The 25,033-nt window shown below is 40.2% G+C and carries 27 protein-coding genes and 1 pseudogene; 2 read left to right on the top strand and 26 right to left on the bottom strand.

All coding sequences use genetic code 11. From position 1 onward, the window contains the following. The 13 genes from rpmC to rpsL form a co-directional block, all read right to left on the bottom strand. Positions 1-195 carry a 50S ribosomal protein L29 gene (gene rpmC / locus PMEL_RS01765; protein ID WP_004361614.1) on the bottom strand — a complete coding sequence of 65 codons (195 nt, stop codon included), beginning with the start codon at positions 193-195 and terminating at the stop codon, positions 1-3. Between the two features lie 5 nt (positions 196-200). Beyond that, positions 201-629, bottom strand: a complete 429-nt coding sequence (gene rplP, locus PMEL_RS01760; RefSeq protein ID WP_004361613.1) for a 50S ribosomal protein L16 — start codon at positions 627-629, stop codon at positions 201-203. A 14-nt stretch (positions 630-643) separates the two neighbouring features. Next, the gene (rpsC, locus tag PMEL_RS01755) at positions 644-1,372 is read right to left on the bottom strand and encodes a 30S ribosomal protein S3 (protein ID WP_004352815.1); all 729 of its coding nucleotides are present in this window, start codon (positions 1,370-1,372) and stop codon (positions 644-646) included. Positions 1,373-1,380: 8 nt separating this feature from the next. Then, on the bottom strand, positions 1,381-1,794 hold the full coding sequence (gene rplV, locus PMEL_RS01750; protein WP_120173693.1) for a 50S ribosomal protein L22: 414 nt from the start codon (positions 1,792-1,794) through the stop codon (positions 1,381-1,383). A 36-nt stretch (positions 1,795-1,830) separates the two neighbouring features. Continuing rightward, positions 1,831-2,100 carry a 30S ribosomal protein S19 gene (rpsS, locus tag PMEL_RS01745; protein WP_004361611.1) on the bottom strand — a complete coding sequence of 90 codons (270 nt, stop codon included), beginning with the start codon at positions 2,098-2,100 and terminating at the stop codon, positions 1,831-1,833. Between the two features lie 22 nt (positions 2,101-2,122). Further along, positions 2,123-2,950: a 50S ribosomal protein L2 gene (gene rplB, locus PMEL_RS01740; RefSeq protein WP_120173692.1), complete on the bottom strand. Its 828-nt coding sequence runs from the start codon at positions 2,948-2,950 to the stop codon at positions 2,123-2,125. A 7-nt stretch (positions 2,951-2,957) separates the two neighbouring features. Beyond that, positions 2,958-3,302 (bottom strand): 50S ribosomal protein L23, encoded by a 345-nt coding sequence (gene rplW, locus PMEL_RS01735; protein ID WP_004361609.1) that lies wholly within the window; start codon positions 3,300-3,302, stop codon positions 2,958-2,960. Between the two features lie 22 nt (positions 3,303-3,324). Continuing rightward, positions 3,325-3,954 (bottom strand): 50S ribosomal protein L4, encoded by a 630-nt coding sequence (rplD, locus tag PMEL_RS01730; RefSeq protein ID WP_120173691.1) that lies wholly within the window; start codon positions 3,952-3,954, stop codon positions 3,325-3,327. After that, positions 3,954-4,568 carry a 50S ribosomal protein L3 gene (gene rplC / locus PMEL_RS01725; RefSeq protein WP_120173690.1) on the bottom strand — a complete coding sequence of 205 codons (615 nt, stop codon included), beginning with the start codon at positions 4,566-4,568 and terminating at the stop codon, positions 3,954-3,956. The genes rplD and rplC overlap by 1 nt, the downstream gene beginning before the upstream one ends. A 71-nt stretch (positions 4,569-4,639) precedes the next feature. Then, a complete protein-coding gene (rpsJ, locus tag PMEL_RS01720; protein WP_004352787.1) occupies positions 4,640-4,945 on the bottom strand; it encodes a 30S ribosomal protein S10 in 306 nt (101 codons plus the stop codon). An 88-nt stretch (positions 4,946-5,033) separates the two neighbouring features. Next, positions 5,034-7,151, bottom strand: coding sequence for an elongation factor G (fusA, locus tag PMEL_RS01715; protein WP_120173689.1), 2,118 nt, complete (start codon positions 7,149-7,151; stop codon positions 5,034-5,036). Positions 7,152-7,179: 28 nt separating this feature from the next. Beyond that, positions 7,180-7,656, bottom strand: coding sequence for a 30S ribosomal protein S7 (gene rpsG / locus PMEL_RS01710; protein WP_120174609.1), 477 nt, complete (start codon positions 7,654-7,656; stop codon positions 7,180-7,182). 218 nt (positions 7,657-7,874) lie between these two features. Further along, positions 7,875-8,258 (bottom strand): 30S ribosomal protein S12, encoded by a 384-nt coding sequence (gene rpsL, locus PMEL_RS01705; protein WP_004335835.1) that lies wholly within the window; start codon positions 8,256-8,258, stop codon positions 7,875-7,877. Between the two features lie 878 nt (positions 8,259-9,136). On the opposite strand from rpsL, the gene PMEL_RS01700 reads away from it, so the two are divergent. Beyond that, entirely contained in the window at positions 9,137-11,956 is a 2,820-nt protein-coding gene (locus tag PMEL_RS01700) for a TonB-dependent receptor domain-containing protein (RefSeq protein ID WP_120173688.1), read from the top strand. A 14-nt stretch (positions 11,957-11,970) separates the two neighbouring features. After that, positions 11,971-13,257 (top strand): hypothetical protein, encoded by a 1,287-nt coding sequence (locus tag PMEL_RS01695; RefSeq protein WP_120173687.1) that lies wholly within the window; start codon positions 11,971-11,973, stop codon positions 13,255-13,257. Between the two features lie 524 nt (positions 13,258-13,781). Here the strand turns inward: PMEL_RS01695 and PMEL_RS01685 are convergent. The 13 genes and pseudogenes from PMEL_RS01685 to PMEL_RS01630 form a co-directional block, all read right to left on the bottom strand. Beyond that, positions 13,782-14,111, bottom strand: a complete 330-nt coding sequence (locus PMEL_RS01685) for a DUF3467 domain-containing protein (RefSeq protein WP_004361672.1) — start codon at positions 14,109-14,111, stop codon at positions 13,782-13,784. A 285-nt stretch (positions 14,112-14,396) separates the two neighbouring features. Continuing rightward, complete coding sequence (locus PMEL_RS01680) at positions 14,397-16,655, bottom strand: nitric-oxide reductase large subunit (RefSeq protein ID WP_120173685.1); 2,259 nt, start codon at positions 16,653-16,655, stop codon at positions 14,397-14,399. A gap of 542 nt (positions 16,656-17,197) precedes the next feature. After that, entirely contained in the window at positions 17,198-17,371 is a 174-nt protein-coding gene (locus PMEL_RS12170; protein ID WP_172586723.1) for a hypothetical protein, read from the bottom strand. Positions 17,372-17,466: 95 nt separating this feature from the next. Then, positions 17,467-17,985 carry a hypothetical protein gene (locus tag PMEL_RS01675; RefSeq protein ID WP_120173684.1) on the bottom strand — a complete coding sequence of 173 codons (519 nt, stop codon included), beginning with the start codon at positions 17,983-17,985 and terminating at the stop codon, positions 17,467-17,469. Between the two features lie 95 nt (positions 17,986-18,080). After that, positions 18,081-18,599 carry a hypothetical protein gene (locus PMEL_RS01670; protein WP_120173683.1) on the bottom strand — a complete coding sequence of 173 codons (519 nt, stop codon included), beginning with the start codon at positions 18,597-18,599 and terminating at the stop codon, positions 18,081-18,083. Positions 18,600-18,907: 308 nt separating this feature from the next. Further along, positions 18,908-19,660 carry a hypothetical protein gene (locus tag PMEL_RS01665; RefSeq protein WP_145985341.1) on the bottom strand — a complete coding sequence of 251 codons (753 nt, stop codon included), beginning with the start codon at positions 19,658-19,660 and terminating at the stop codon, positions 18,908-18,910. A 38-nt stretch (positions 19,661-19,698) separates the two neighbouring features. Next, positions 19,699-20,622, bottom strand: coding sequence for a hypothetical protein (locus PMEL_RS01660; protein WP_120173681.1), 924 nt, complete (start codon positions 20,620-20,622; stop codon positions 19,699-19,701). 18 nt (positions 20,623-20,640) lie between these two features. Continuing rightward, positions 20,641-21,678 (bottom strand): annotated as a pseudogene (locus tag PMEL_RS01655) (phage baseplate assembly protein V); the annotation flags it as partial. Positions 21,679-21,928: 250 nt separating this feature from the next. Further along, a complete protein-coding gene (locus PMEL_RS01650; protein WP_120173680.1) occupies positions 21,929-22,369 on the bottom strand; it encodes an SMI1/KNR4 family protein in 441 nt (146 codons plus the stop codon). A gap of 15 nt (positions 22,370-22,384) precedes the next feature. Next, positions 22,385-23,563 (bottom strand): polymorphic toxin-type HINT domain-containing protein, encoded by a 1,179-nt coding sequence (locus tag PMEL_RS01645; protein ID WP_120173679.1) that lies wholly within the window; start codon positions 23,561-23,563, stop codon positions 22,385-22,387. Positions 23,564-23,569: 6 nt separating this feature from the next. Then, entirely contained in the window at positions 23,570-23,815 is a 246-nt protein-coding gene (locus tag PMEL_RS12125; protein WP_145985340.1) for a hypothetical protein, read from the bottom strand. A 149-nt stretch (positions 23,816-23,964) separates the two neighbouring features. Then, on the bottom strand, positions 23,965-24,396 hold the full coding sequence (locus PMEL_RS01635; RefSeq protein WP_120173677.1) for a hypothetical protein: 432 nt from the start codon (positions 24,394-24,396) through the stop codon (positions 23,965-23,967). Positions 24,397-24,408: 12 nt separating this feature from the next. Next, the gene (locus PMEL_RS01630) at positions 24,409-24,873 is read right to left on the bottom strand and encodes a hypothetical protein (protein ID WP_262697062.1); all 465 of its coding nucleotides are present in this window, start codon (positions 24,871-24,873) and stop codon (positions 24,409-24,411) included. Positions 24,874-25,033: the final 160 nt, after the last annotated feature.

The following is a 25,033-nucleotide window of genomic DNA, read 5'->3' as shown; positions in this document are numbered from 1 at the left end:
TTATTTATTAAGTTCTCTCTGAGAAAGTTCTGTTTTCATACGTGCAATATCACGACGAGCGGCCTTAATCTGAGATGGATTCTCAAGCGGAGTAATCTGATGATTCAGCTTCATCTTTGCGAGAGCTGTCTCAGCGTTCTCAATTTTCTCAACCAAGTCCTTGGTCTCGAGTTCTTTTACTTCTTTAATCTTCATCTTTCTTAAGCGTTTTTATCGAAATCACGTCTAACAATAAACTTTGTCTTAACAGGCAGCTTCTGTGCAGCGAGGCGGAGAGCCTCCTTTGCAATATCAAAGCTTACGCCCTCTACTTCAAAGAGAACACGACCTGGAGTAACTGGTGCTACCCATCCTGCTGGATCACCCTTACCCTTACCCATACGAACATCGGCAGGCTTGCGAGTGATTGGCTTATCAGGGAAGATGCGAATCCAGACCTGGCCCTGACGGTTCATATAGCGGTTTACTGCTATACGAGCGGCCTCAATCTGACGGCTGTCGATCCACTTAGCCTCAAGTGTCTTGATGCCGAATGAGCCGAAAGCCAGCTGTGTACCTCTGTGGGCGTTGCCTTTATTGCCACGTCCGTCTTGAGGTCTTCTATATTTTACTCTTTTTGGCTGTAACATGATAGCTTCTTCTTTTAACGGTTATTGTTTCTTCTACGATTACCTCTTCCAGAACGGCCACCATTGTTAGAACGGCCATTGCTCTTCTCCTGAGTAAAGTTAGGAGTAAGATCTACCTTGTTGTAAACTTCACCACGGCAAATCCATACCTTAATACCCAGCAGACCTACCTTTGTAAGGGCTTCTGTCTGACAATAATCGATGTCTGCACGGAATGTATGCAGAGGAGTACGACCCTCCTTAAACATTTCCTTACGAGCCATTTCGGCACCGTTCAGACGACCTGTAATTTGAACTTTGATACCCTCAGCGCCAGCACGCATAGTGTTAGCTACTGCCATCTTGATAGCACGACGGTAAGCAATCTTACCTTCTACCTGGCGAGCGATATTGTTACCAACGATGTTTGCATCGAGTTCAGGTTTCTTAACCTCGAAGATATTAATCTGAATCTCCTTCTTGAAAAGGTTCTTCAACTCTTCTTTAAGCTTATCAACATCCTGACCACCTTTACCGATAACGATACCCGGACGAGCGGTGCAAATAGTAATGGTGACGAGCTTCAATGTGCGCTCAATGACAATACGGGAAACGCTTGCTTTTTCCAAACGCTTGTTCAGGTAAGTACGAATCTTGCGATCCTCTACGAGATTATCCCCGAAATTCTTGCCACCGAACCAATTTGACTCCCAACCGCGGATGATACCAAGACGGTTGCTAATTGGATTAACTTTCTGTCCCATTCTACTATTTATTTATCATCATTATTAGCGTCAGCCTTCGAATCAACGAAGAGAGTGACGTGGTTAGAACGTTTGCGGATTCTGTAGCCACGGCCCTGAGGTGCAGGACGCATGCGCTTCATTGTAACGCCTTCATCAACGAAGATCTTAGAGATATAAAGTTCACCGTCTTCAGCCTTGCGGTCATTCTTTATCTCCCAATTGTTGATAGCTGAACGCAGAAGTTTCTCAACGTTCTGGGCAGCTGCCTTCTTGGAGAATCTCAGCACGCCAAGGGCACGATTGACCTCCATACCACGAACCATGTCTACTACATAGCGCATCTTACGTGGAGAAGAAGGACAGTCCTTGAGCTTTGCAAAATACTGGCTTTTCAAAGCTTCTTTACGAGCTTCAGCCTTTATATGTTTTCTTGCTCCCATTATATTTTTCTATTTTCTAAATGGATTATGACCTGCTTACCTCTTATTATTACCAGAGTGACCACCGAAACGGCGTGTAGGGCTGAACTCTCCGAGCTTGTGACCTACCATATTCTCAGTAATGTAAACAGGGATAAATTTATTTCCGTTATGAACTGCAACAGTGTGACCCACAAAATCAGGGGAAATCATTGATGCTCTGGCCCATGTCTTTACTACATTCTGCTTACCACTCTCATTCATAGCAAGAATCTTCTTCTCGAGTGATACGTTGATGTATGGACCTTTTTTTAATGAACGACTCATAATTTACTCTTAATTACTTTGATTACTTCTTTTTAGCTCTCTCAATAATGTACTTGTTTGAAAGCTTCTTAGGTGCACGAGTCTTAAGACCCTTAGCGTACAAGCCCTTACGTGAACGTGGGTGACCACCAGACTGACGGCCTTCACCACCACCCATTGGGTGATCAACAGGGTTCATAACAACACCACGGTTGCGAGGGCGACGACCCAACCAACGAGAGCGACCAGCCTTACCAGACTGCTCAAGAGCGTGGTCAGAGTTACCTACACTACCTACAGTTGCCTTACAAGCTGACAAAATCTGGCGTGTTTCACCAGAAGGAAGCTTGATAACACAATAACTGCCTTCACGAGAAGTAAGCTGAGCAAAGTTACCAGCCGAACGAACGAGCAATGCACCCTGACCTGGACGTAACTCAATGTTATGAATTACAGTACCAACAGGAATGTTAGCCAAAGGAAGTGCGTTACCAACCTCAGGTGCTGCCTCAGCACCAGACATCAGTGTTGCACCAACCTGCAGTCCGTTAGGAGCAATAATGTAACGTTTTTCACCATCAGCATAGTATAACAGTGCAATGCGAGCTGATCTGTTAGGATCATACTCGATTGTCTTCACTACAGCTGGAACACCATCTTTCTCTCGCTTGAAGTCGATAAGACGATACTTCTTCTTGTGACCACCGCCCATATAGCGGACAGTCATCTTACCAGTGTTGTTTCGACCACCGGTAGAACGTTTACCGTAAACGAGAGACTTCTCTGGCACGGATGCAGTAATATCCTCGAACGTGCCAATAACCTTGTGTCTTTGTCCCGGTGTAACCGGGTTTAATTTACGTACTGCCATTTTTTATTTAAATATTGCTATAAAAATCGATTGAATCGCCATTCTTCAAAGTGACGATAGCCTTCTTGAATGCGTTCTTCTGCCCCTTAACGAGACCCGCCTTGGTATAACGTGCCTGACGCTTACCTGCGTAACGAATCGTATTCACATCTACTACTGTAACGTTGTACAAAGCCTCAACTTCTTTCTTAATCTCAAGCTTGTTGGCCTCAGGCTTAACGATAAAACCATACTTTGGCTGAGCCAAAATAGTTCTCTTCTCACCCTTGTGCTTTACAACCTTATCCTCAGAAGACTTGTCAGTCAACTTGGTCATCTTCTCAGTGACCACTGGTTTAATGATAAATCCCATAATTCTTCTTGTCTCCTAATTATTACTTGGTTAAGATTTCGTCGATAACCTTCAGAGAGTTCTCTGTAATAACCACTACGTCAGCGTTCAAAACTTTGTATGAATTCACCTGAGCAGCAGTCATAACCTCAGCTTTCTGTAGATTACGAGCCGACAAATATACGTTTTTCTCTACTTCTGGCAAAACGAGAAGGACCTTCTTGCTATCAACTTTAAGATTTTTTGCAATATTTACGAAATCTTTAGTCTTAGGTGCGTCGAGATTGAAATCTTCAACTACAACGATAGCATTATCTTGTGCCTTATAAGCCAATGCAGACTTACGAGCAAGAACCTTAACCTTCTTATTCAACTTGAAGCTGTAATCACGTGGCTTAGGACCGAATACGCGACCACCACCTTTAAGGAGTGGAGAATTGATATCACCACGACGAGCACCGCCGCCGCCCTTCTGACGACCCAACTTGCGAGTAGAACCAGCGTGCTCACTTCTTTCCTTAGACTTAGCTGTACCCTGACGCTGATCAGCAAGATACTGCTTAACTGCGAGATAGAGGACGTGATCGTTAGGCTCAATTCCGAAGATATTCTCGTTAAGAGTTACCTTACGGCCGGTCTCCTGACCTTTGATATCTAATACGTTAATATCCATTACTTCTTAATTATTACGGTTGAACCATTACATCCAGCAACACTACCCTTAACAAGAATAAGATTGTGCTCTGGAATAACCTTTAACACCTGAAGGTTCTGAGTTGTAACTCTATCGCCTCCCATCTGGCCACCCATGCGCATGCCCTTGAAGACCTTAGCTGGGTAAGAACAAGCACCAATAGAACCCGGTTTACGTGCGCGGTCATCCTGACCGTGAGTAGACTGACCTACACCACCGAATCCGTGACGCTTAACAACACCCTGGAAACCTTTACCCTTAGATGTACCTACAACGTCAACGAACTTCTCATTGCTGAACAATTCAACAGTAATAGTGTCACCGAGGTTATACTCCTCGTCAAACTTGAACTCGGCCAAGTGCTTCTTTGGTGTTGTGCCGGCTTTCTTGAAGTGTCCCTGCTGTGGCTTAGAAGTTCTCTTCTCCTTAGCCTCGCCGAAACCTAACTGAACAGCCTTGTAACCATCCTTCTCTACGGTTTTAACCTGGGTTACAACACAAGGACCAGCTTCGATAACAGTGCACGGTACATTCTTACCGTCGGCACTGAAAACGGATGTCATTCCGATTTTCTTTCCTAATAATCCTGGCATTTCAATTAATGATTTAAAAATGAATGTAAATGCTTTTTGTATTAATTTGTTTCTTATTTATCAACAGATGACTACACCTTGATTTCAACCTCTACACCTGAAGGCAACTCAAGCTTCATCAAAGCGTCAACAGTCTTTGCTGTAGAGCTATAGATATCGATGAGACGCTTGAAATCTGAGAGCTGGAACTGCTCACGTGACTTCTTGTTAACGAATGTAGAGCGGTTTACTGTGTAAATACGCTTGTGTGTTGGCAATGGAATTGGACCGCTAACGATAGCGCCAGTAGCCTTAACAGCCTTCACAATCTTCTCTGCTGACTTGTCAACCAACTGGTGGTCGTAAGACTTCAGCTTAATACGAATCTTCTGACTCATGTTTAATTTATTATTTATTATTGAATATACGTAAAGGTTGCTCTCTCATAAGAGTCATTCGCTATGAGAGAGCAGTACCTTATATTATTTACTTAACGAGATCTGAATTACCCTTCAACTCATCAAGAATCTCCTTAGCGAGAGTACTTGATACTGGTGAGTGGTGATCATACTCCATAGAAGAAGTAGCACGACCAGAAGTAATTGTACGGAGAGCTGTTACGTAACCGAACATCTCTGACAATGGAACCATAGCCTTAACGATGCGAGCACCGCTACGAGCCTCATCCATACCCTGTACAAGACCACGACGCTTGTTCAAGTCACCGATAACATCACCCATATTCTCCTCTGGAGTAACAACCTCTACCTTCATGATAGGCTCCATAAGAACAGGACCTGCCTTAGGACAAAGAACCTTGAACGCCTGGTGAGCTACAAGCTCAAATGACAACTGGTCAGAGTCAACTGGGTGGAAAGAGCCATCAGTCAAAGTAACCTTAAGACCTGTCAATGGGAAGCCACCGAGCACACCGTTGCCAAGACAATCCTTGAAGCCCTTCTCTACTGCAGGGATGAACTCCTTAGGTACGTTACCACCCTTAACAACGTTTACAAACTGCAAGTCGCCCTCCTCGTAATCCTCGTCCTTTGGCTCGATAGTTACGTCGATACATGCGAACTTACCACGACCACCAGACTGCTTCTTATAAGTCTCACGGCTCTGAGCTGCCTTAGTAATAGCCTCTTTGTAGTTAACCTGAGGCTTACCTTGGTTACACTCAACCTTGAACTCACGCTTCAAACGGTCGATAATAATATCGAGGTGAAGCTCACCCATACCAGAGATAATGGTCTGACCACTCTGCTCATCAGTACGAACGGTGAATGTAGGATCCTCCTCAGCAAGCTTAGAAAGGCCGTTATCAAGCTTAGCAACGTCAGCCTGGCTCTTTGGCTCAACTGCGATAGAAATCACAGTATCAGGGAAGGTAATAGACTCGAGGATAATTGGAGCGTTCTCATCACAGAGAGTATCACCAGTACGAATATCCTTGAAACCTACACCAGCACCGATATCACCTGCATCGATTGACTCCATAGGAATTTCCTTATTAGAGTTCATCTGGAACAGACGGCTGATACGCTCCTTCTTACCAGAACGTGTATTGAATACGTAAGAACCAGCAACGATCTTACCTGAGTAGACACGGAAGAATACCAAACGGCCCATGAATGGGTCAGTAGCAATCTTAAATGCCAAAGCAGATGTAGGCTCAGACTCGCTTGGCTTACGATCCTCTTCCTCCTCTGTGTCTGGGTTTATACCAACGATAGCTGGTGTATCCAGTGGAGAAGGCAAGAAAGCACAAACATAATCGAGAAGAGTCTGAACACCCTTGTTCTTGTAAGAAGAACCAAGGAGCATTGGACAACATTCCATTGCGATACAACCCTTACGGAGTGCTGCAATAATCTTATCCTCAGGAATATCCTGACCCTCAAGGTACATCTCCATCAACTCATCGTCATAGTTAGCTGCACCCTCGAGCAACTTCTCGCGCCACTCGGCAGCCTCATCAGCGAGATCTGCTGGGATATCCTCGATGTCATACTTAGCGCCCATTGTCTCATCATGCCACAAGATAGCCTTCATCTTGATGAGGTCAACAACACCCTTGAAGTTCTCCTCTGCACCGATAGGAATCTGAACAGCGATAGGATTAGCACCAAGAATGTCTCTCATCTGCTGTACTGTCTCATAGAAGTCAGCACCAGAACGGTCCATCTTGTTAACATAACCAACACGTGGTACATTATATTTGTCAGCCTGACGCCATACAGTCTCAGACTGTGGCTGTACACCATCAGCTGCAGAATAAGTAGCAACTGCACCATCAAGGACACGGAGTGAACGCTCTACCTCAGCAGTAAAGTCAACGTGTCCCGGAGTATCAATCAAGTTAATCTTATAAGACTTGCCGAGATAGTTCCAGTTACATGTTGTAGCAGCAGATGTGATAGTGATACCACGCTCCTGCTCCTGTGCCATCCAGTCCATGGTAGCAGCACCGTCATGAACCTCACCAATCTTGTGAGTCTTACCTGTATAAAAAAGAATACGTTCAGATGTTGTCGTCTTACCGGCATCAATGTGTGCCATAATACCGATATTACGAGTCAAATGTAAATCGTGATTTGCCATTTCCTTTTACCTTATTATAATAACTTGATTAGAATCTGAAGTGAGCAAATGCACGGTTAGCCTCAGCCATACGGTGCATATCTTCCTTACGCTTGTAAGCACCACCCTGGTTATTGAAAGCATCCATGATCTCAGAAGCAAGCTTATCAGCCATACTCTTACCACCACGCTTACGTGCAAAAGCAATCATATTCTTCATAGAAACACTCTCCTTACGATCTGGGCGAATCTCTGTTGGTACCTGGAAAGTAGCACCACCGATACGGCGGCTCTTTACCTCTACCTGTGGAGTGATGTTATCGAGAGCCTGCTTCCACACCTCAAGTGGAGACTTCTCTTCACCCTTCAACTTACCGCCTACGATATCGAGGGCTGCGTAGAAGATTTCGTATGAGGTATTCTTCTTACCATCATACATCAAGTGATTTACGAACTTTGATACCTTCTGATCATTGAACTTTGGATCTGGAAGGATTACACGCTTCTTTGGTTTTGCTTTTCTCATTTTAATTTTAAACTTTAATTCTGCGGAGGCTGTCGTCTTACGTTCTTCAACACCCTCTCTTGGGCATTTACTCAACCTTTGTGATTACAAATCTCCAGCAAAACTGTTTGTTTTTAGTTTCTTCTTTTAAAGAGCCTTGGAGCATCGACCATCACCGGCCGTTGCACCTCGGCTTTATGGATTGAAGTTTCTTTTGCTGCCTTTAGGCAACGCAAATATTACTTCTTAGCTGCCTTTGGACGCTTAGCACCGTACTTTGAACGACGCTGTGTACGATTGGCAACACCTGCGGTATCAAGAGTACCACGAACGATGTGATAACGCACACCAGGAAGGTCCTTAACACGACCACCACGAACGAGAACAATACTGTGCTCCTGCAAGTTATGACCCTCTCCTGGGATGTAAGAGTTAACTTCCTTCTGGTTGGTCAAACGAACACGGGCAACCTTACGCATTGCCGAATTAGGCTTCTTAGGAGTTGTAGTGTAAACACGAACACATACGCCACGACGCTGTGGACAGTTGTCCAAAGCCGGAGACTTGCTCTTGTCTACGATGTCCTTTCTGCCTTTTCTTACTAATTGTGAAATAGTAGGCATAATTTTACTTTTTATTGTTATATATTTATTTTGTTTATTTTCAATCCATTACGAACACAAGCGATACACACTAAAAACGCTATAATTCACTCTGTCGTTTCGGGTTGCAAAGGTACAAAAATTCCCTTAAATGACCTAATAATAAGAAAAAGAATAATCTTTTAAACCGCCCATGTTAACAATAAATAACTTTTTATTTATTATTTAACACTTTAAAAAGCTGTTTTGGCATCCGTTCAAGCCTAAAAACAATAAAAAAATGAAGTGCCCCTTCTAAAAAATAAGACTAAAAAAAACGATAAAACACTCTGAAAACTGTCCCAAAAGCTATTATAATCTATCTGCGGTATGATTAATTTTCTGCATGCATAACACTATTAAAACTATTACTTTCCAAGAAGCCCACTATATCTTTATCACTCATACTAAACCTCTTACAGACAATGATAACTCACCAGAACCAAAAGTGCATACATTCTTACTAATAGCTTGTCGCTTAATATTAGTAGAACAACACTTCCCTAACAACAAGGAGCCTCCTCTCTAATAAAATACAATAAAGTAAATAACCATCAACACCATTGGTGCTAACCATCAGCACCACTTGTGCTAACCATCAACACATCTATAGAAAACTGAAAGACAAAATACAAGTTAGCATTAAATGAATCTTCTTTTAAAAGGTTTTGCACATCATTCACCCAACAAAATTCTCTTTTCATTAGGACAAACAAACTACCAGTCGCACAAAATCACGATTTTTAGGTATTGTATTATTATTATTAATAAGGTAACTTTGCGCCATAAAATAAAGATTACACCTTAGTATAAATGTAGTCGCAAAAATAATCCTTAGAGGGGATAACAAAAAAACTTTTATGATACATAACATTAAAAGAGGTATCGCCATGCTGTCGATAGCCTCTGCCGTCAACCTAAGCGCACAGACAACTTACAAGGCGCGTGTAATTAACCAAGATACAGGAGAACCTATTATTGGTGCTGTAGTAAGAGGTAACAAAGGTGTTGAAACTGTAACCAATGAGGACGGTTTCTTTTCACTGAACACTAATGACGACCAAATGCTCCACATCAGCTATATCGGCTTTAAAGAACAGAACATAAAAGCACAATCACTAAAAGGACAACCTACTATCAGTCTTATTCCTGGTATCGACCTTCAGGAGGTGCAGGTCACTGCCAGTATTTCCAGTGCACGTAGTCAGAAAGCACTTGGAAGTAAGGTTGATCATATCGACATTGCCAACCTAAGTAAGAATGCCCATACCAATTCACTCAGCGATATGCTTGATGGTAAGATTGGTGGTGTTCAAATGTACCAAAGCAATGGTAAAGTTGGTATGCCAATTCGTTTTAATATGCGTAGTGGTGCCACAATGAGCATGGAGCGTGACCCTATTATCTATGTTGATGGCGTGAAATACAATAGTTCTCACATCTCTGATATCAATAGTTCACAAGATGCACTCAGCGCACTCAACGACTTAACTATTGATGACATCGCAACTATCGATGTCATAAAGGGTCCTTCTGCTGCAGCCAGCTATGGCGCAGAAGCTGCTAACGGTGTTATCGTTATCACAACCAAAAGAGGAAAGAATAACAACCCTGAAAACGGAAAGGCTGACATACAAGTAAAGATGTCGTTAGGTGCTGCTACACTTGCAAGAAAATATGATCAGTTTGTAAATAACGATCCTATCAACAACTTCTTCCAAACTGGTTGGCAGAAAACACTCTACACCTCTGTTTCAAAAGCATTCAAGGGGAATCAGAATATCTTCTTCTCCTATAACATGAATGACATAGCAGGTGTCGTACCAGGCAACAAAGACAAGCGCCATAGTACAAAACTTGCTTACGACCTTCGCTCAGGCCGATTTTCTCTCGGTGCTACTGCTTCATACATACATGGCAACATCAGTCTTCCTCAGACTGCAATGGGTAGATATGACGCAATTTGGAACCTAATGATTAATCAGACACCTTGGCCATACGTTGACGAGAGTACATGGCGAGCACAGAGTTGGACCTATGGAAATGACCGCTTCATCGGTAATCTTCGTCTTAGCTATATGCTTCCAGCAGACATAAAGCTTGAAACTATCATTGGTGCAGACGTTAACCATACAGAAGGAACCTATCGTCTACCTTTCGGTTACAAGTTAGGAAACAATACTGAAGGTGCTAAAAATATTAGCAATCGTAGAAACTCTAACTTCAATTGGGACATTAAAGCTACTCGTAAGTTCCATCTTGCAGACAAATGGGATCTCACAGCGACGCTTCTCTCACAAATTGCACGCCAGTATGAAACTCTAAACAGCATATCAGCTTCTCGCTTTAGAAGTGACATCGACAATATCTCAGCTGCTACAGAGCGTACAGTTTCGGAGTCTACCTTCGAACAGCGCACATGGGGTCTCTATGGTGAGGCTTTCCTTAACTATGACAATCGATTATTCATCAATGCTGGACTAAGACGTGATGCATCAAATCTCATCGGTAGCAATGTAGCAAGCATTTATTATCCATCTTTGAGCGCATCATACAACCTCAAGAATCAGAAGTTCCGTATTGCATACGGTGAGAGCGGACGCCTTCCCTACCCTACAGACGCCCGTACATCTTACGTCATGGACGGAATCAGTGCTTATGGTCCAATTGTTAAACCTCAATACAAAGGTAACCCTGACATCAAGCCAGAGCGTATGCGAGAGATTGAATTGGGTACAGACTGGACTATCCATAACAGACATACATTGGCACTTACGCTATATGCACAATACACCTCTGATGCCATCATCTACGACGACCTCCTTTCAAGTGATGGATGGATTGGAAGTGTTCCACGTAACGTAGGAAAAGTAAAGGGACATGGTCTTGAAATCAGCTATAATGGTAATCTTTGGAAGCAGGCAAATCGCCATTCTCTTGATGTATATGCCAATCTTAACTATCAGGCAAATAAAGTGACTGACACAGGTGGAAAGGATATTAACAACTATCCAAACGTTGTAAAAGAGGGGCAACCTGTCTATGCCTTCTATTATCACACTGTTGAGAAGCCAGCCTTCAATGCAGACGGAACATACAACCAGAAAATAGGTGCAATAGAGAGTAATGACTATCAGTATCTTGGTAAGCCATTCCCATCTGTCAATGGTTCGTTTGGTTTCGACTTAAAGTTATTCAGCCACTTTACTTTTGGTACGAAGTGGAATTATGCTTTGGGTGCATCTGTCTATAACCAAAGTTTCTATAACGTAGCAGGATTAGGCGACAACCTCAAGAAACGCAACGACCAACTGCAGGCACTTGCTAATACAACTGTTGGTACTGCAGAATATAACCAGATTGCAGAAGAACTGGCTCACAGCGCACGATTCAGAGCTAACTACATTGAGAAAGCTAACTTCTTGCGCCTTTCAACTCTCTATTTGGGTTATGACTTATCGTCACTCTCACGTAAGTGGACACGAAACGTTGTCAATGGTATGCGTTTCTCGTTTGCAGTACAAAATGTATTCGTCATTACCAACTACTCTGGTGCTGACCCACAAGTAGAAGGTAACGGCGGAAACCGTAAGCAGAGAGGTATTGGAAGTCTATCACGTGACATCACCAATACACCACATCCACGTACATATACAGCAACATTAAGTTTCACATTATAAAAGAAGACGCTACAATGAAAAAATCAATATATGCCATTCTCGCCCTATCTATGCTGTTCGCAAGTTGTGACTCGTGGGTAGAAAATGCTGAGACACCAAGTAATACTCTTACAAAAGACCAATTAAGTAAGTCTACGATGATAGCAAACATTCAGTCCAACACTATCAGTGATGGTCCATTGGTTGCTTATGTAAAAACACTTCAAGGTGATGCTGCTGCAGCGGCTTTCCTTGCACTGGGAACGACTGTTGATGAATTGACAGAAGGAACAATTCCTAATGCACTCCTCTATCGTCAGATAGCAACAGACAATCTCACCCCAACCTCTGGAACTCAGAATAATCTCTGGAATAAAATCCACAACTATTATGCACGCAGTATTGAACTGACAGAGATAGCTGGACAGATAACAGGGACGAATGCAGAGCAAACCAAGATAGCGAAAGAATATGGTAATTATGTAGGACATCTTCATGCAGGTTATGCTCTTCAATTGCTTGCAGAATCATTCTCAACAACTCCAGCAGCAGAAGGAGGTTCTGTAATTCTCAACAAAGCTGTCGTATCACACGAAGCCATACTAAATCAAGCTAAGGAGCAATATGAGGCGGCACTAAAAGCTGCACAATCTGACGCTTTGAAGACCTTTAAAGGTTTTGATCAAGATGCTGCTATCCGACAGGTAAAAACCTATAACCTGAAACTTGCATTGCATCGTGGCCAGTATGCAGACGCTAAGGCATTAATTGAAGAAGCACTGAAAGATGGTGAGAGTGTAGAAGTAATCTACAACAATGATGGTGCTGATAATCCATTATATAGTGCTATTGGTCCTAACAGCCGTGACGTACAGGTAAGCCCTTCTCTTGAAGCTGCAAGAATAACAGATGCTGAGAAGAAAGCTTTACCACTGGCTCACGCTGGTGTAGACAAGAAGAACCCTAACCGCTATAATATTTATGCGTCTGCCTTAACGAGAAAGGGTTCAATGATACTCTCAAACGATGATGACATCCATCTTATCAAAGCTGAACTCATTGTGAGAGGTATTATGGTTGGTAATGCAATGACAGAAGTTAATAAGGTCATTAGCAAGTATGACGCTGCAAGTCAACTTTCAACAACCCCTACCCTTGCACAAATAGCCGAACTGCGCCGTATCTTCCTTGCGTTCCGTGGTGAACGTTCAGCGGATATCCGTCGTGGACTGGAGCAAGGTTCTGCCGCAACAACTTGGGCAAGCCGTAAAATCAAATGGCTACCAATGCCTGAGAAAGAGTTACAAAGCCAAGGACTATAAGCATATCATTTAACTATATTATCTATAACGGACGCACTATTTGTGCGTCCGTTGTCTTTTCCAGAACTTCATAATGGGATTACCGACAAGGTGTGCTCTCCGTTTTAGAACAGCCTATCAGACACGATTGAATAAAAATAAGATATAATCACTTTGTAATTACATTGCTTTTATTTATCTTTGTCTTTCAAAATAATTCTTATTAAGTGGACATTTATAGAATTCATCATTACACTTATACTTATGCCCTTTGTCATCAAGTGGAGAGATTGGGGCTGGCTATCGTGCTTCATACTTATAGGACTAAGCCTTGTTTTCACACCTCTTGTTGGCATCTTTATTTATAAATTTGCCTTTCGAGGTTAAATCCATTACGCCCAAATAGTCGACAAACATATTTCCTACCATTGTTTGAAACGCAAGTAATTCGAGAACAGCACATTCTATATCAACCGAGATTATCAAAAACAACAAAGCCGCCCGATTACTCGAACGGCTTTATTATTTATCAGTAAGAAGTCTGCTTATGCATCAACCTTACCAGGACCAAATGGAGCAATCGTACGTGGCTCCTGCTCTGGCTCGTGGCGATCAATTTTACCAAACTCTTTCTCATAGCGAACTACATTGTCCTGCAAAGCTGCAAGGAGACGTAATGCGTGCTCAGGAGCAATAATAACACGGCTTGTTACTGTTGCCTTTGGTACACCTGGAAGAAGTGTAGCAAAATCAAGTACAAACTCTGAGCTTGAATGAGAGATTATCTGAAAGTTTGTATAAACACCTTTAGCAATTTCTGGTGAGAGATCAATCTGCAACTGCTGTCCCTCTTGATTCTGATTGTTATTGTCCATTTTGTTAATATGATTTAGATAATACTTTATTTCTTTTATGCAAAGATAATACATTAAAGTCATTTGCCCAAATCTAACTACAAAAGTTTTTACCTCTAACCAATAGAATAACAAAAGAGATAGATATGGAAGGAAGAAGTATTATTTTATAAAAAAAGAATCAGTTGAGATAGGGGCTAATAGGTTATACATCCTTCAAAATAGTTTCAAGGGCTAAAGCACACAGTTGAAGCCCTTGAAACACACGAAATCAACATCTATAACGCAAGCAGATAAATCTGCCTTTTAGCGTTTACCTTTCTTCGACCAGCCAAACTGTAAACCGATGACAAACAAGACAAATAGAACTTCACCCAAAGCTACAAATATATCTCCAGGTACACGTAGCCATCTTAATGTTTGCATGAAATCTTGTTGCATAAATTCAGCCGACCTTGCCGACCAGTAAGCGTTGGTGATGCTTTCGTTGGCTTGTAGGATACCAATAGGTAAAATACTTACCACCGTCATTAGCAGTAAACCAACGTTCATACACCAGAAAGCAGATCCTATAAGCTTATCGTTCCACTCATTATTTGGATAAAGACCGCGCAAAACAAATAGCATTAAGCCTATTCCTAAGATACCATAGACTCCGAAAAGAGCTGCATGTCCGTGAACGGCAGTAGTATTCAGTCCTTGCAAATAATACAAGGCGATTGGCGGATTAATTGAGAAACCAAAGATACCAGCACCCAAGAAGTTCCAGAAACACATTGCAATGAAGCAATATATCGGCCACTTATAGGATTTTATCCAATCGGCAGAACGGCTCAGTTGATAATTATGATATGCTTCTATTCCTATCAGTACGAGCGGAACAAGTTCCATAGCACTGAATGTAGCTCCAAGTGCTAATACTGCAGTTGGAGTCGCACTGAAATACAAGTGATGGAATGTTCCTAAAATACCACCTGCAAGGAAGACGATAGTAGAGAATAACACAGAAACTGTGGCACTCTTAATCTTAAGTAGTCCTAAACGACAGAATAAGAACGATGCAACCACCGTAGCAAATACCTCGAAGAAGCCTTCAACCCAAAGGTGAACAACCCACCAACGCCAGTATTCAGCAACAGCCATATGGGTTTGGCGTCCATACATCAAACCTGCTGCATAAAAGAATGCGATAGCTAATGAGGCAATAACAAAAAGCGTAAGTAAATGACGATTTTCGTCCTTTCGTTTGAGTGCAGGAATAAGTGCGCGAATCATCAAGAATAGCCAAAGAACTAAACCTGTAAGCAATAGTATCTGCCATAGACGTCCCAGCTCAACATACTCATATCCTTGATGACCAAACCAGAAGTTCTCTACCAAACCAAGCTTTTGCATTACTCCGAACCATTGACCAGCTAATGAACCTGCAACTACGAAAACCAATGCTCCAAAGAGAATGTTTACACCTAAGGCTTGATATTTTGGTTCAACTCCCGAAACTGCTGGAGCTATATATAAACCTGTAGCCAACCACGAGGTTGCAATCCAAAGAATAGCCAACTGGACATGCCAACTACGCGATACGGCATAAGGGAAAATGTTTTGTATGGGTAACCCAAAGAAAGCATCTCCCTCTACACCGTAATGAGCTGTAATCACACCAGAAAGCATCTGAACCAGCATCAATGCACCTACTACCCAAATGTATTTCAGCGCGGCACGCATCGATGCTGTAGGTTTAAGATCTCTCATCGGATCTGATTCTGGCACCTTTGATACATGTTCTTCTTTATGCTGTGCATAATAGTAAACTAAAATTCCTACACAGAAGAGTAACAATAACACACTAAAGCCTGACCAGAGATGTAACGAAGTAGGGGCAACATTGCCTATGACAGGGTCGTGTGGCCAGTTATTGGTATAACTAACGTCGCTATTAGGTCTGTTGGTCACACATACCCAGCTTGACCATGCGAAGAAAGCGTCCATCTTATCAAAACGCTTCTCAGCAGAAAGTCCGTCTACTGCTTCTACAGATTTATCGCGCATAGCATACGCATTGCGCAATTTAGCCATAGATGGGTCATTTAAGAATAGTTTGGCATAATAATTATGCAATTGCTTTGCCACTTTAGCACGCATCTTACTAAAGGTGATAATGCCTGTCTGTGCGTCATATGTATTCTTACGGAGCTCTTTTTGCAACAATACCTTATACTTAGCCTTGTCTGCCTCGTCCAACTGGTTATATACCTTACCATATTTCTTAGCTAATTCGGCTAACATCAATTCTGACTCACGATGCAAATAGTCGGCTGTCCAATCAGGAGCTACGTATGCGCCATGTCCCCAAACACTACCTACTGTCTGACCTCCAATAGACTGCCAAACGTTCTGTCCATCTTTTATATCTTGTCCTTCAAACAACGTTTCACCACTCTCTGTTACCACCTTGTTAGGAAAAGGTGGCATCTCTCTGAAAATCTCAACGCCATAGAAGCATAAAACGGCAAACGATCCTATAATGACCGCTGCCAAAGTCAACCATAATTTCTTTGGTGTCATTTTTTTTTATTCTGATTAATGTTTATTTATATTTTAAGAGCTTATATTAAATTAGGGCATACCATGCCCTCCTCTTACTGCAATGAACAACAATAGATATGCCATAAGTTTGTAAACATAATCAAAGAAAGAGAAAACTCTTTATTAGGTAACACTTGTTACCTTTGCGTAATTCATATTTGGCAACAAATGTAACCAAAAAATAAAATCTAAACGTTATATCACATTAAATATCTTCTCAAGAAATCTCATATTATTAATATCTTTCCGTCTTCTACAAGTTACTTATTCCCATACCAACTAATACTTGTAAACTATTTTCATGCAACTCAAAAATAACACATGCTCTTTTGGTTTCTAAAAGACGCCTAATTGACTTACAAAAGATGCCCTTTAGAGGTCTTACTAACGCCCTTTTGAAGTCCAATTAAGCATCTTTTCTTACACAAACTTATAACTGACTGATTTACCGTTTGTTACAAACTTATCTTTTATATGTGTTTTTGCCGTTATTTGTAGATGTTTTATTTGAAATTATGTAATCATTTTTCAAAAGTAAAATCTGTCAGTTCCACAACTTCCGAGTTCTGAATATATGCGTTAATTTCTTCTTCGCTTGCTGGTGTACGATGGTAAATGAGATAGACTATCCCATTTACCAACAATAAGCCTATGGCTGCACCTATTCCTTGTGCATTAATTTTGGAAGTCTTCATATTTTTGATAGAACTCTTTTACTTTAATATATCTTTGCTTTTCTATATTATCTAACCTTTCAGTTTTCCCATTAACCAATTATTATACTCTTTCTTTATTCAGTTCGGCAATAGGTAAGGTATTCCTTTACACTATGTATATAATTTCTTTCAGAAACTTCATAATTTTTATAATTTGGGTCCGTATACCATAATAATGCAGGAACAGGCTTTTCCTTACTTCCTAATTTTGGATTATGTAAATCATCCTTATTAACAACAAGATAGATTTTGGGGCTCCTTCGCAGAAGTTCTGCATTTACTGATATTCTACCGGGGACACCATAAGTCTCTAAAACAAAATTTTTCTTACTGTCTGGCGAATAAACTTTTGCTATATCTTTATACAGTGTACTATGGTTGCGTCTCAAAGGTTGTCTTGCATATACTACCATGTCTTCCACATCGAAAAAAGTAAAATCTGTCAGTTCCACAACTTCCGAGTTCTGAATAAATGCGTTAATTTCTTCTTCGCTTGCTGGTGTACGATGGAAAATGAGATAGACTATCCCATTTACCAACAATAAGCCTATGGCTGACCCTATTCCTTGTGCATTAATTTTGAAACTCTTCATATTTTTGATAGAACTCTTTTGCTTAAATCTATCTTTGCTTTTCTATATTATCTAACCTTTCAGTTTTCCCATTAACCAATTATTATACTCTTTCTTTATTCAGTTCGGCAATAGGTAAGGTATTCCTTTACATTATTTTTGTAATCGTCTTCAGGAAGTTGATTAAACTTACTATCTGGACTTGTGTACCACAATAATGCAGGAACAGGCTTTTCCTTACTTCCTAATTTTGGATTATGCAAATCATCCTTATTAACAACAAGATAGATTTTGGGACTCCTTCGCAAAAGTTCTGCATTTACTGATATTCTGCCAGGGACATCGTAAGTCTCTAAAACAAAATTTTTCTTACTATCTGGCGAATAAACTTTTGCTATATTCTTATACAGTGTACTATGGTTGCGTCTCAAAGGCTGTCTTGCATACCTTACCATTCTTTCCACATCAAAAAAAGTGAAATCGGTTAGTTCTACAACTTCCGAGTTCTGAATATATGCGTTAATCTCTTCCTCGCTTGCTGGTGTACGATGAAAAATCAGATAGACTATCCCGTTTACCAACAATAAGCCTATAGCTGCACCTATTCCTTGTGCATTAATTTTGAAACTCTTCATCTTTTATTATTTAATGGTTGTTATATTATTATCTAAGCAAAAATATTTAAAAAGCGTTATATTAATAACAAACTTACAACAAAGTTAAGCTTTTTGACGTTCTTATAAAATACTCATTTTTATTTAACTATATTTTCTTAGCTATAATATCACTATTTGAATTTATTTGATGCATAATAGCTGTTTCATTTTTATCCTTCAATTTTTCTTCTTCCGCATCTATCATATTGTTTACTATTAATTGTGGAATGCCGACGGCTGAACCTTTTAGTAGTCCCTTGCCTACATCTTTAATAAGCGAAGTAGGGCTAATTAATTGAAGGGTTAGTCTTGGGCTTTTTTTTTAAGACAGCCCAAAATTCTGCAGTAAATATGCTACTTACTATCTCTTTTGATAGAGCTCGCTCAGCAGGTGCAGCTTTTAATATCGTAGTAGTTGCATCTTTGCCTAATCCAACTCCAAACCATGTTTCTCCACTTACGATATTATTTTCTCCAAGGTACTCTCCAGCCAACTCAAATGTAACATCTACTGCTGTGAAAGAAAAGCCCATAAGACCATCAATAATTCCATTCGCAAGATGTTGTCCAATATTTATTGCATTTGCTTTCCAGTTATTTAGAGCCATCTGATTAGAAATACTATTTGCTTCATCGAATGTCTCACTCGCAATAAGAAGTCCTCCATTACTGCATTCTAACTGAGAATAATTGTATAATATGGCATTCTGGGCACCCCAAGAAACCCTTTTATGAGAGTTATCCCATTCAGCCCCTTCTAAACACCCATTACAAGCATGAGACGTTACAGATTGGATAGTAATCGCAACAGCAGCCACAGCACACGCTCCCAAAGCTATCCAGCCTACAGGACCAGATAAAGCAATTGCTATACCTACAGCAAGTGCAGCCAAACCCGTCCAGAATTTAACAGGGGAGTTACAAACAAATTGTTTATCAATTGCTGTATCTATTTTTGTTAATAAGATTTTACCATTATGCCGTTTAACCTGAGCATCACGCCGTGCTACTAACTGTCTGGGAGTTCCGAAACTATCCATTGTGCAAGAAACCCAGCCTCCCTCTTCTATATAACCTTTCATGACTCTATACGCTTTAAATCAAAACTGATATCACAAATTAGATTATTTTTAATTTTTTCTGTAAGACTTAGAGTTAGATTTTCAATCAATCCGTCCTCTTTGTTTAACTTCATAGTTGCCCTATATTTATAATCATATTCTGTAAAGTCATATTTAATTTTTGGTTTATATAATTTATTGTATTGTTTTACCATCTCTATCTCATCAAGCTTATTACGGTCAAGTTCGCTTTCTTTCACTATAAATATAAATTTCTCGTCCTCTTTCAACTTTGAATATGTGAAATTTGCTTCTATAACAATATCTTTGAAAAAGTTAGACATTGTTTGTAATTTCTCAAATTCAAAATTCTCTGGTGATTTCATTAAGTATTGTCCAAATAGCTCTCTAAAAAAAAGATTTGTTCTATAATTACGTATAAATAAACTCATATCTTGGAACTCCGTATCTCCAGCTTGAATAATCTTTTGATACTGTTCTTTATCCAAAGAGTTCATAAACTCATTGTTAGGAAGAGTTTCTCTCTTAGCATTTTCCCAACTTTCCTTCAACTCTCCCTCATTCAAAATACGTAGAGGTTCTCCATTTTTATCTATACGCCAATATACCTCTTTTCTAATTTGATCAGAAAGGCTCAGAAAATCACCAATTTTGTTCTGCTGTGGTGTAAAAGTATAATAACTTTCTTCACATTTTGTATGGACATTATGATTTGCACGTTCAAAAAGATATTGAGCGCGTATTGTAGAATTACTTATAGGAATATCTTCATAACGGATAACATTAATCTGTTTAAAACGATAGTGTGCAGAACTATCCAAGGACTCTATATGATTCTCAGATAAAAGATCCAATGCATTCTTCTTCTCCAAAGTGGAATGATGATCTTTGACCTCCCATTTATTATGTAAACCAGTCATTTTCTTACTAAATTATTATTAGTTAATCTCTACAGTACCACCAACTATATCTACATTTTGGCTTTCAATATTTACGGATCTTGTTGCTACTAAATATGTTCCACCATCATTTGGGATTTCTGCTGGTTTAGGCTTTAAATTAATTGTCGTAGTTGTAATATTTGTTGTCCCACCTTGCATATTTATAGCGGAACTATTTACTGTTGCAGATGTAGTACCATTCACCTCTATCTCTGGACTTTCAAGAGTAATCTTATCCTTGGTTATAATTATCTTACTACCCTCTATTGTTAATGTTATTTTCGTGTTAGCTTTCAATTCTATGTTACCATCCTTGTCCATTTGTAAAAGACTTGCATCTTTACCAACAGTTGTTGTTGCAGATGCTTTGGTGGCTAAAGTTTGATTTCCTGCACCATCAAAATTCATTTTTACGCCACCTTTATCGTGTAGTGTTACGCTACCTGCAGAGTCATCAAGTTTCAAGGAGCTGCCGCTTCGTGTGGTGAGGCTCTTGCAGTTGTTGCCCTGGCCACCGCCACCACCTGTTGTTCCATTAAAGAGGCTACCCAAAACGTATGGTCTTGCTGGATCTCCATGGCGGAAGCCGAGGAGGACTTGGTCGCCTACCTCTGGGATGAATACAAAACCACGGTTGCTCTTTACATCGTCACTGCTACCGCCATCTGGTGTCATCACACGCACCCAACCTGTCTGCATACCATTCGTTTGCCAGTTCATACGCACACGCACACGGCCCTTACCCTGTGGGTCAGCATTACTGAGCACTGTTGCCATCTGTGTCTCTGCAAGCGGCATACGCACCTTTGGACTTGGCAGTGCCTTTATCGTTGCAGGGATAGCCTTGAAGCGGTTCTTGTAGTAGCTTCCTTGGCTCACCTCGTGGGTTATTTCGGTAATGATGAAGTTACCCAAACTCTCCTTAGATATGTTTCCTACACGCTCCAAGAAAGAACTGTAAAGGCTTACCACAGAACCGACACGTAGGGTTGGCACCTGACTCTCTGCTGTGATATAATGTGTCTCAGCTGTCTGATTACGTTAATTACCATTTACATAAACGGGAAAAAGGTGCTTAATTGAAGCACAAATAAAATCTTACTTAGGTTCAATCAAACACCTTATTTTCACATAACTTCTTAATCTATTGACCGCATCCTCTTAGTTGCAAAATAATTTTACACATATATCTTACCTAATAAACTTGAATCTATGTACCTAAACTTCTGGTAAGTATAGTAAATATATAATTATAAATCGAGGACGAAATGCCTATAGATGATGACTACACATTCTGTTTTATACAGTCCAAGAAGTCGCTGAATGTTTCTGCCAAGAAATATGTATTACAATCATCATCGGACTGTTCAAAGGAATACGCATGGTCATAATAATATACTCCTTTATTTTCTCCTTCAGAAATTAAGAGTAAGAAAGCTCCATCTTGAAAGTCTCCTATAAGCAAAGAACGCTCTGGTATATCTTCTTCATACTCATGATTCCAAAACGTAAGTGTCAGTGATCTATTCAACTCGTTATCAGTACTAAAGAGGTTGTTTATAAGAACTTCTTCGTCTAAATCCTTCACTTTGACATAATAATCTTCCATATTGACCCCATTATATTTAGTCAAGAATGACTTGTAATCTTCAGGGAAAGTGAAAGAAAAATTACCTTCTATTTCTTTGAAGGTAGCTCTATTTTTTGATAAAGTACTAAAAATCATAGATTTATATATTAATTATTTTTTTTTAATAGAAACTCCACCACGATGCGTAAATCTCCGATGTATATCTGTCGGAACCTCTTGCATAGTAGTTCCATTTTCATTGTGATGCCAAGTATTCTCTGGAAGTTTTTTGCCTTTTGGAGCCTTATTATTAGCTTCTGTGAAATCAGATGTACGATTTCCTTTCATATCGATGTCTACGCGTTGTCTCTCATATGGACTGAAGTCAGGGTAGCCATCTTTGTACTTTACAGTATTCCCCTCCCAATCAGTATACTCCCAAACTTTTCCATCATCAGAAACTTTTATCGTTCCACCTTTTTCCTTCCATTTCTTAGGATCAGGAGAATTTTTTGGTTTGTCTTTGTACCCATTATGCACCAGCACTCCTTCTTCTGTGACATAATAGTTCTCATTGTCCTCAATCTCCAGATTATAAACCTCGACAAAGGTAGGGAAAATTATCTTATTCTCAATGACAACGATAGAATTATCTTTCAGTTGAAGAGTGTCATTAACATTTAGTTCCTCAATTGGAGTCCATTCGCCGTTGCTGAAGAAGCGGTGTTCGGGTGTTACTTCAATTGTTGAACCATTAGAAAGTTCCAAGGCGCACATACGGCGTGTCATACGGCGCATGACCTTCTTTACCTTCTTGTACTCCTGCTCACCTGTTTCCTCATTGTATGTGAGCACAGGTACACCAATCTCCAGTTTTTCTATATCTGCCAGTCCCCACTGCGTATGCACCTTCGTGCCAGTAGGGAAACAGACTGTTGTCGCACCCTTGGCTGCAAAGACATCAAGGATAAGCGACATACCACTTGCCTTGATTTTCTCCCAAGTGCTCTTTTCATCATCTGTCCAAATGTCATAGTGTTCTTTGGCTTGACCATAAAGACCGAAGCCTTTCATGAAACGGCAGAAAAGTCCTCCCTGATTCCAGCCAGTAAACTGCTGAAGGAAGTTATCCTTGGCTGTCATAGCAAAGTCCTTGGCAAAAGTCTTTCCAAATGTTGTCACAGCCTCTCCTGCAGTTGATGCACCTGCTGCAGCACTACCAGCTCCGATAGCCATATTTGCACAGCCTTTACCAACCAGGAATCCAAAAGCAAAGTTCGATACATGCCCCAGATTCGTCAGGGTCTGTGTACCCCAAGCAGACCAGAATGTAGGCTCGGCAGTAATCACTCCTCCCTAAGCAGGACAGATCATCCGTGAGGAAAGTGTCAGTAGATGGGCTCCATTCAGCTTGGAACGCTGAGAGACCGTACTGCTATCCCAATAGCGAGTGGCTGCAGCAGCTGCGCACTTCCCTCCCGCTATTATCAGCCCCGCTATTACTGCAGCTGCGATGATTGCCGCTACTATCCAGCCTGGACCAGGAATGAATGCACACACGGCTGTGGCTACTCCTGCTGCGGCTCTAGCGGCAAAAGCCACACTAACAGCACGGATGAAGTTTATTTAGCCTCTTCAGCCTCAATCAAAAAACTAAAATCCATGCGAAGATTTTAACCTTTCTCTTATTATATTATATAAAAAAGATCATCTTGTAGTAATAATAAGTTATTAAAGCTACAACTATAAAATTAAGAATGTAACTCTATTAAATGCTGTACCTGTTTTTTAAGATAAACAGGAATTTCCATATTATGAATTTTTCTTAGTGTTTCCAAATAGTGTTCTTGTTCTTTAAGTTCAGAAGTTCCATTTAGTATCCTATTTAACATCCATACAGTATAAAATGTAGGCTTTCTATCAAGAGACTTTAATAATTCTTGTTCAAGCCCTTTTTTATAATATGTTTCTAGTGCATGTACTATTTCACCAGGCATACCAAAATCATATTCCGAATTGTTTTCGAGAATTCTAAATAATGATTCTATAAGTATAGATGTATCTAAACCTTCCTTATTTATTTTAATTATATCTTCGCATAACGAATCTAAACGAATACAATTAGAGTCATCGACAGTTTCAATAAGCTCTAATTCTTTTTTTAATTCTAAAATTTTGTCCATTGGTATTTGTTTTTATATTCCTAAATCTTGTATATGTTTTATAGCTTGCTCTTTTAAGGTGTCTAATGTACCTTGTGGAATTCCTTGTTCCTTTAATATTTTTATATTACTATTGACATTTTCTAGGGCGGTTTGACTTGTGACGTCTAAACTACGTTGTGCCTGGTTTACAGAGACATGAACATCATGTGGTAAGGCAATAACTGGATTTTTCTTAGAAGCTTCTTCAGCCAATCTTGGACCTGAAATAACTCCATGTTTTTTTAACCAAGAATTTTGTAATACTTCATGACCCTCCAATCCATCACCGACAACAGAACGGTCAAAAAAATCTTGATACGTAGTAACCTCATTCTCTTTTATAGGAGTACTTCCCTTTTTGTACCCATTATGCACCAGCACTCCCTCTTCCGTGACATAATAGTTCTCATTGTCCTCAATCTCCAAATTATAGACTTCGACAAAGGTAGGAAAAATAATCTTATTCTCAATGACAACAATAGAATTATCTTTCAGTTGTAAAATTGCATTCGATCAAATTGTTTTTGAATGGTTGTCCCTCTGATAATCTTTGTTATTTGATGGTAAGAGTTTTTTGTCATATTTGCTCAGAAAGCATGGTTTAAAAACAATGTAG

It is taken from the genome of Prevotella melaninogenica (genome assembly GCF_003609775.1).
In the GTDB taxonomy this organism is placed as follows: domain Bacteria; phylum Bacteroidota; class Bacteroidia; order Bacteroidales; family Bacteroidaceae; genus Prevotella; species Prevotella melaninogenica_A.
The sequence above is the reverse complement of the archived record's forward strand: the minus strand, read 5'-3'. Positions and strand labels throughout refer to the sequence as shown.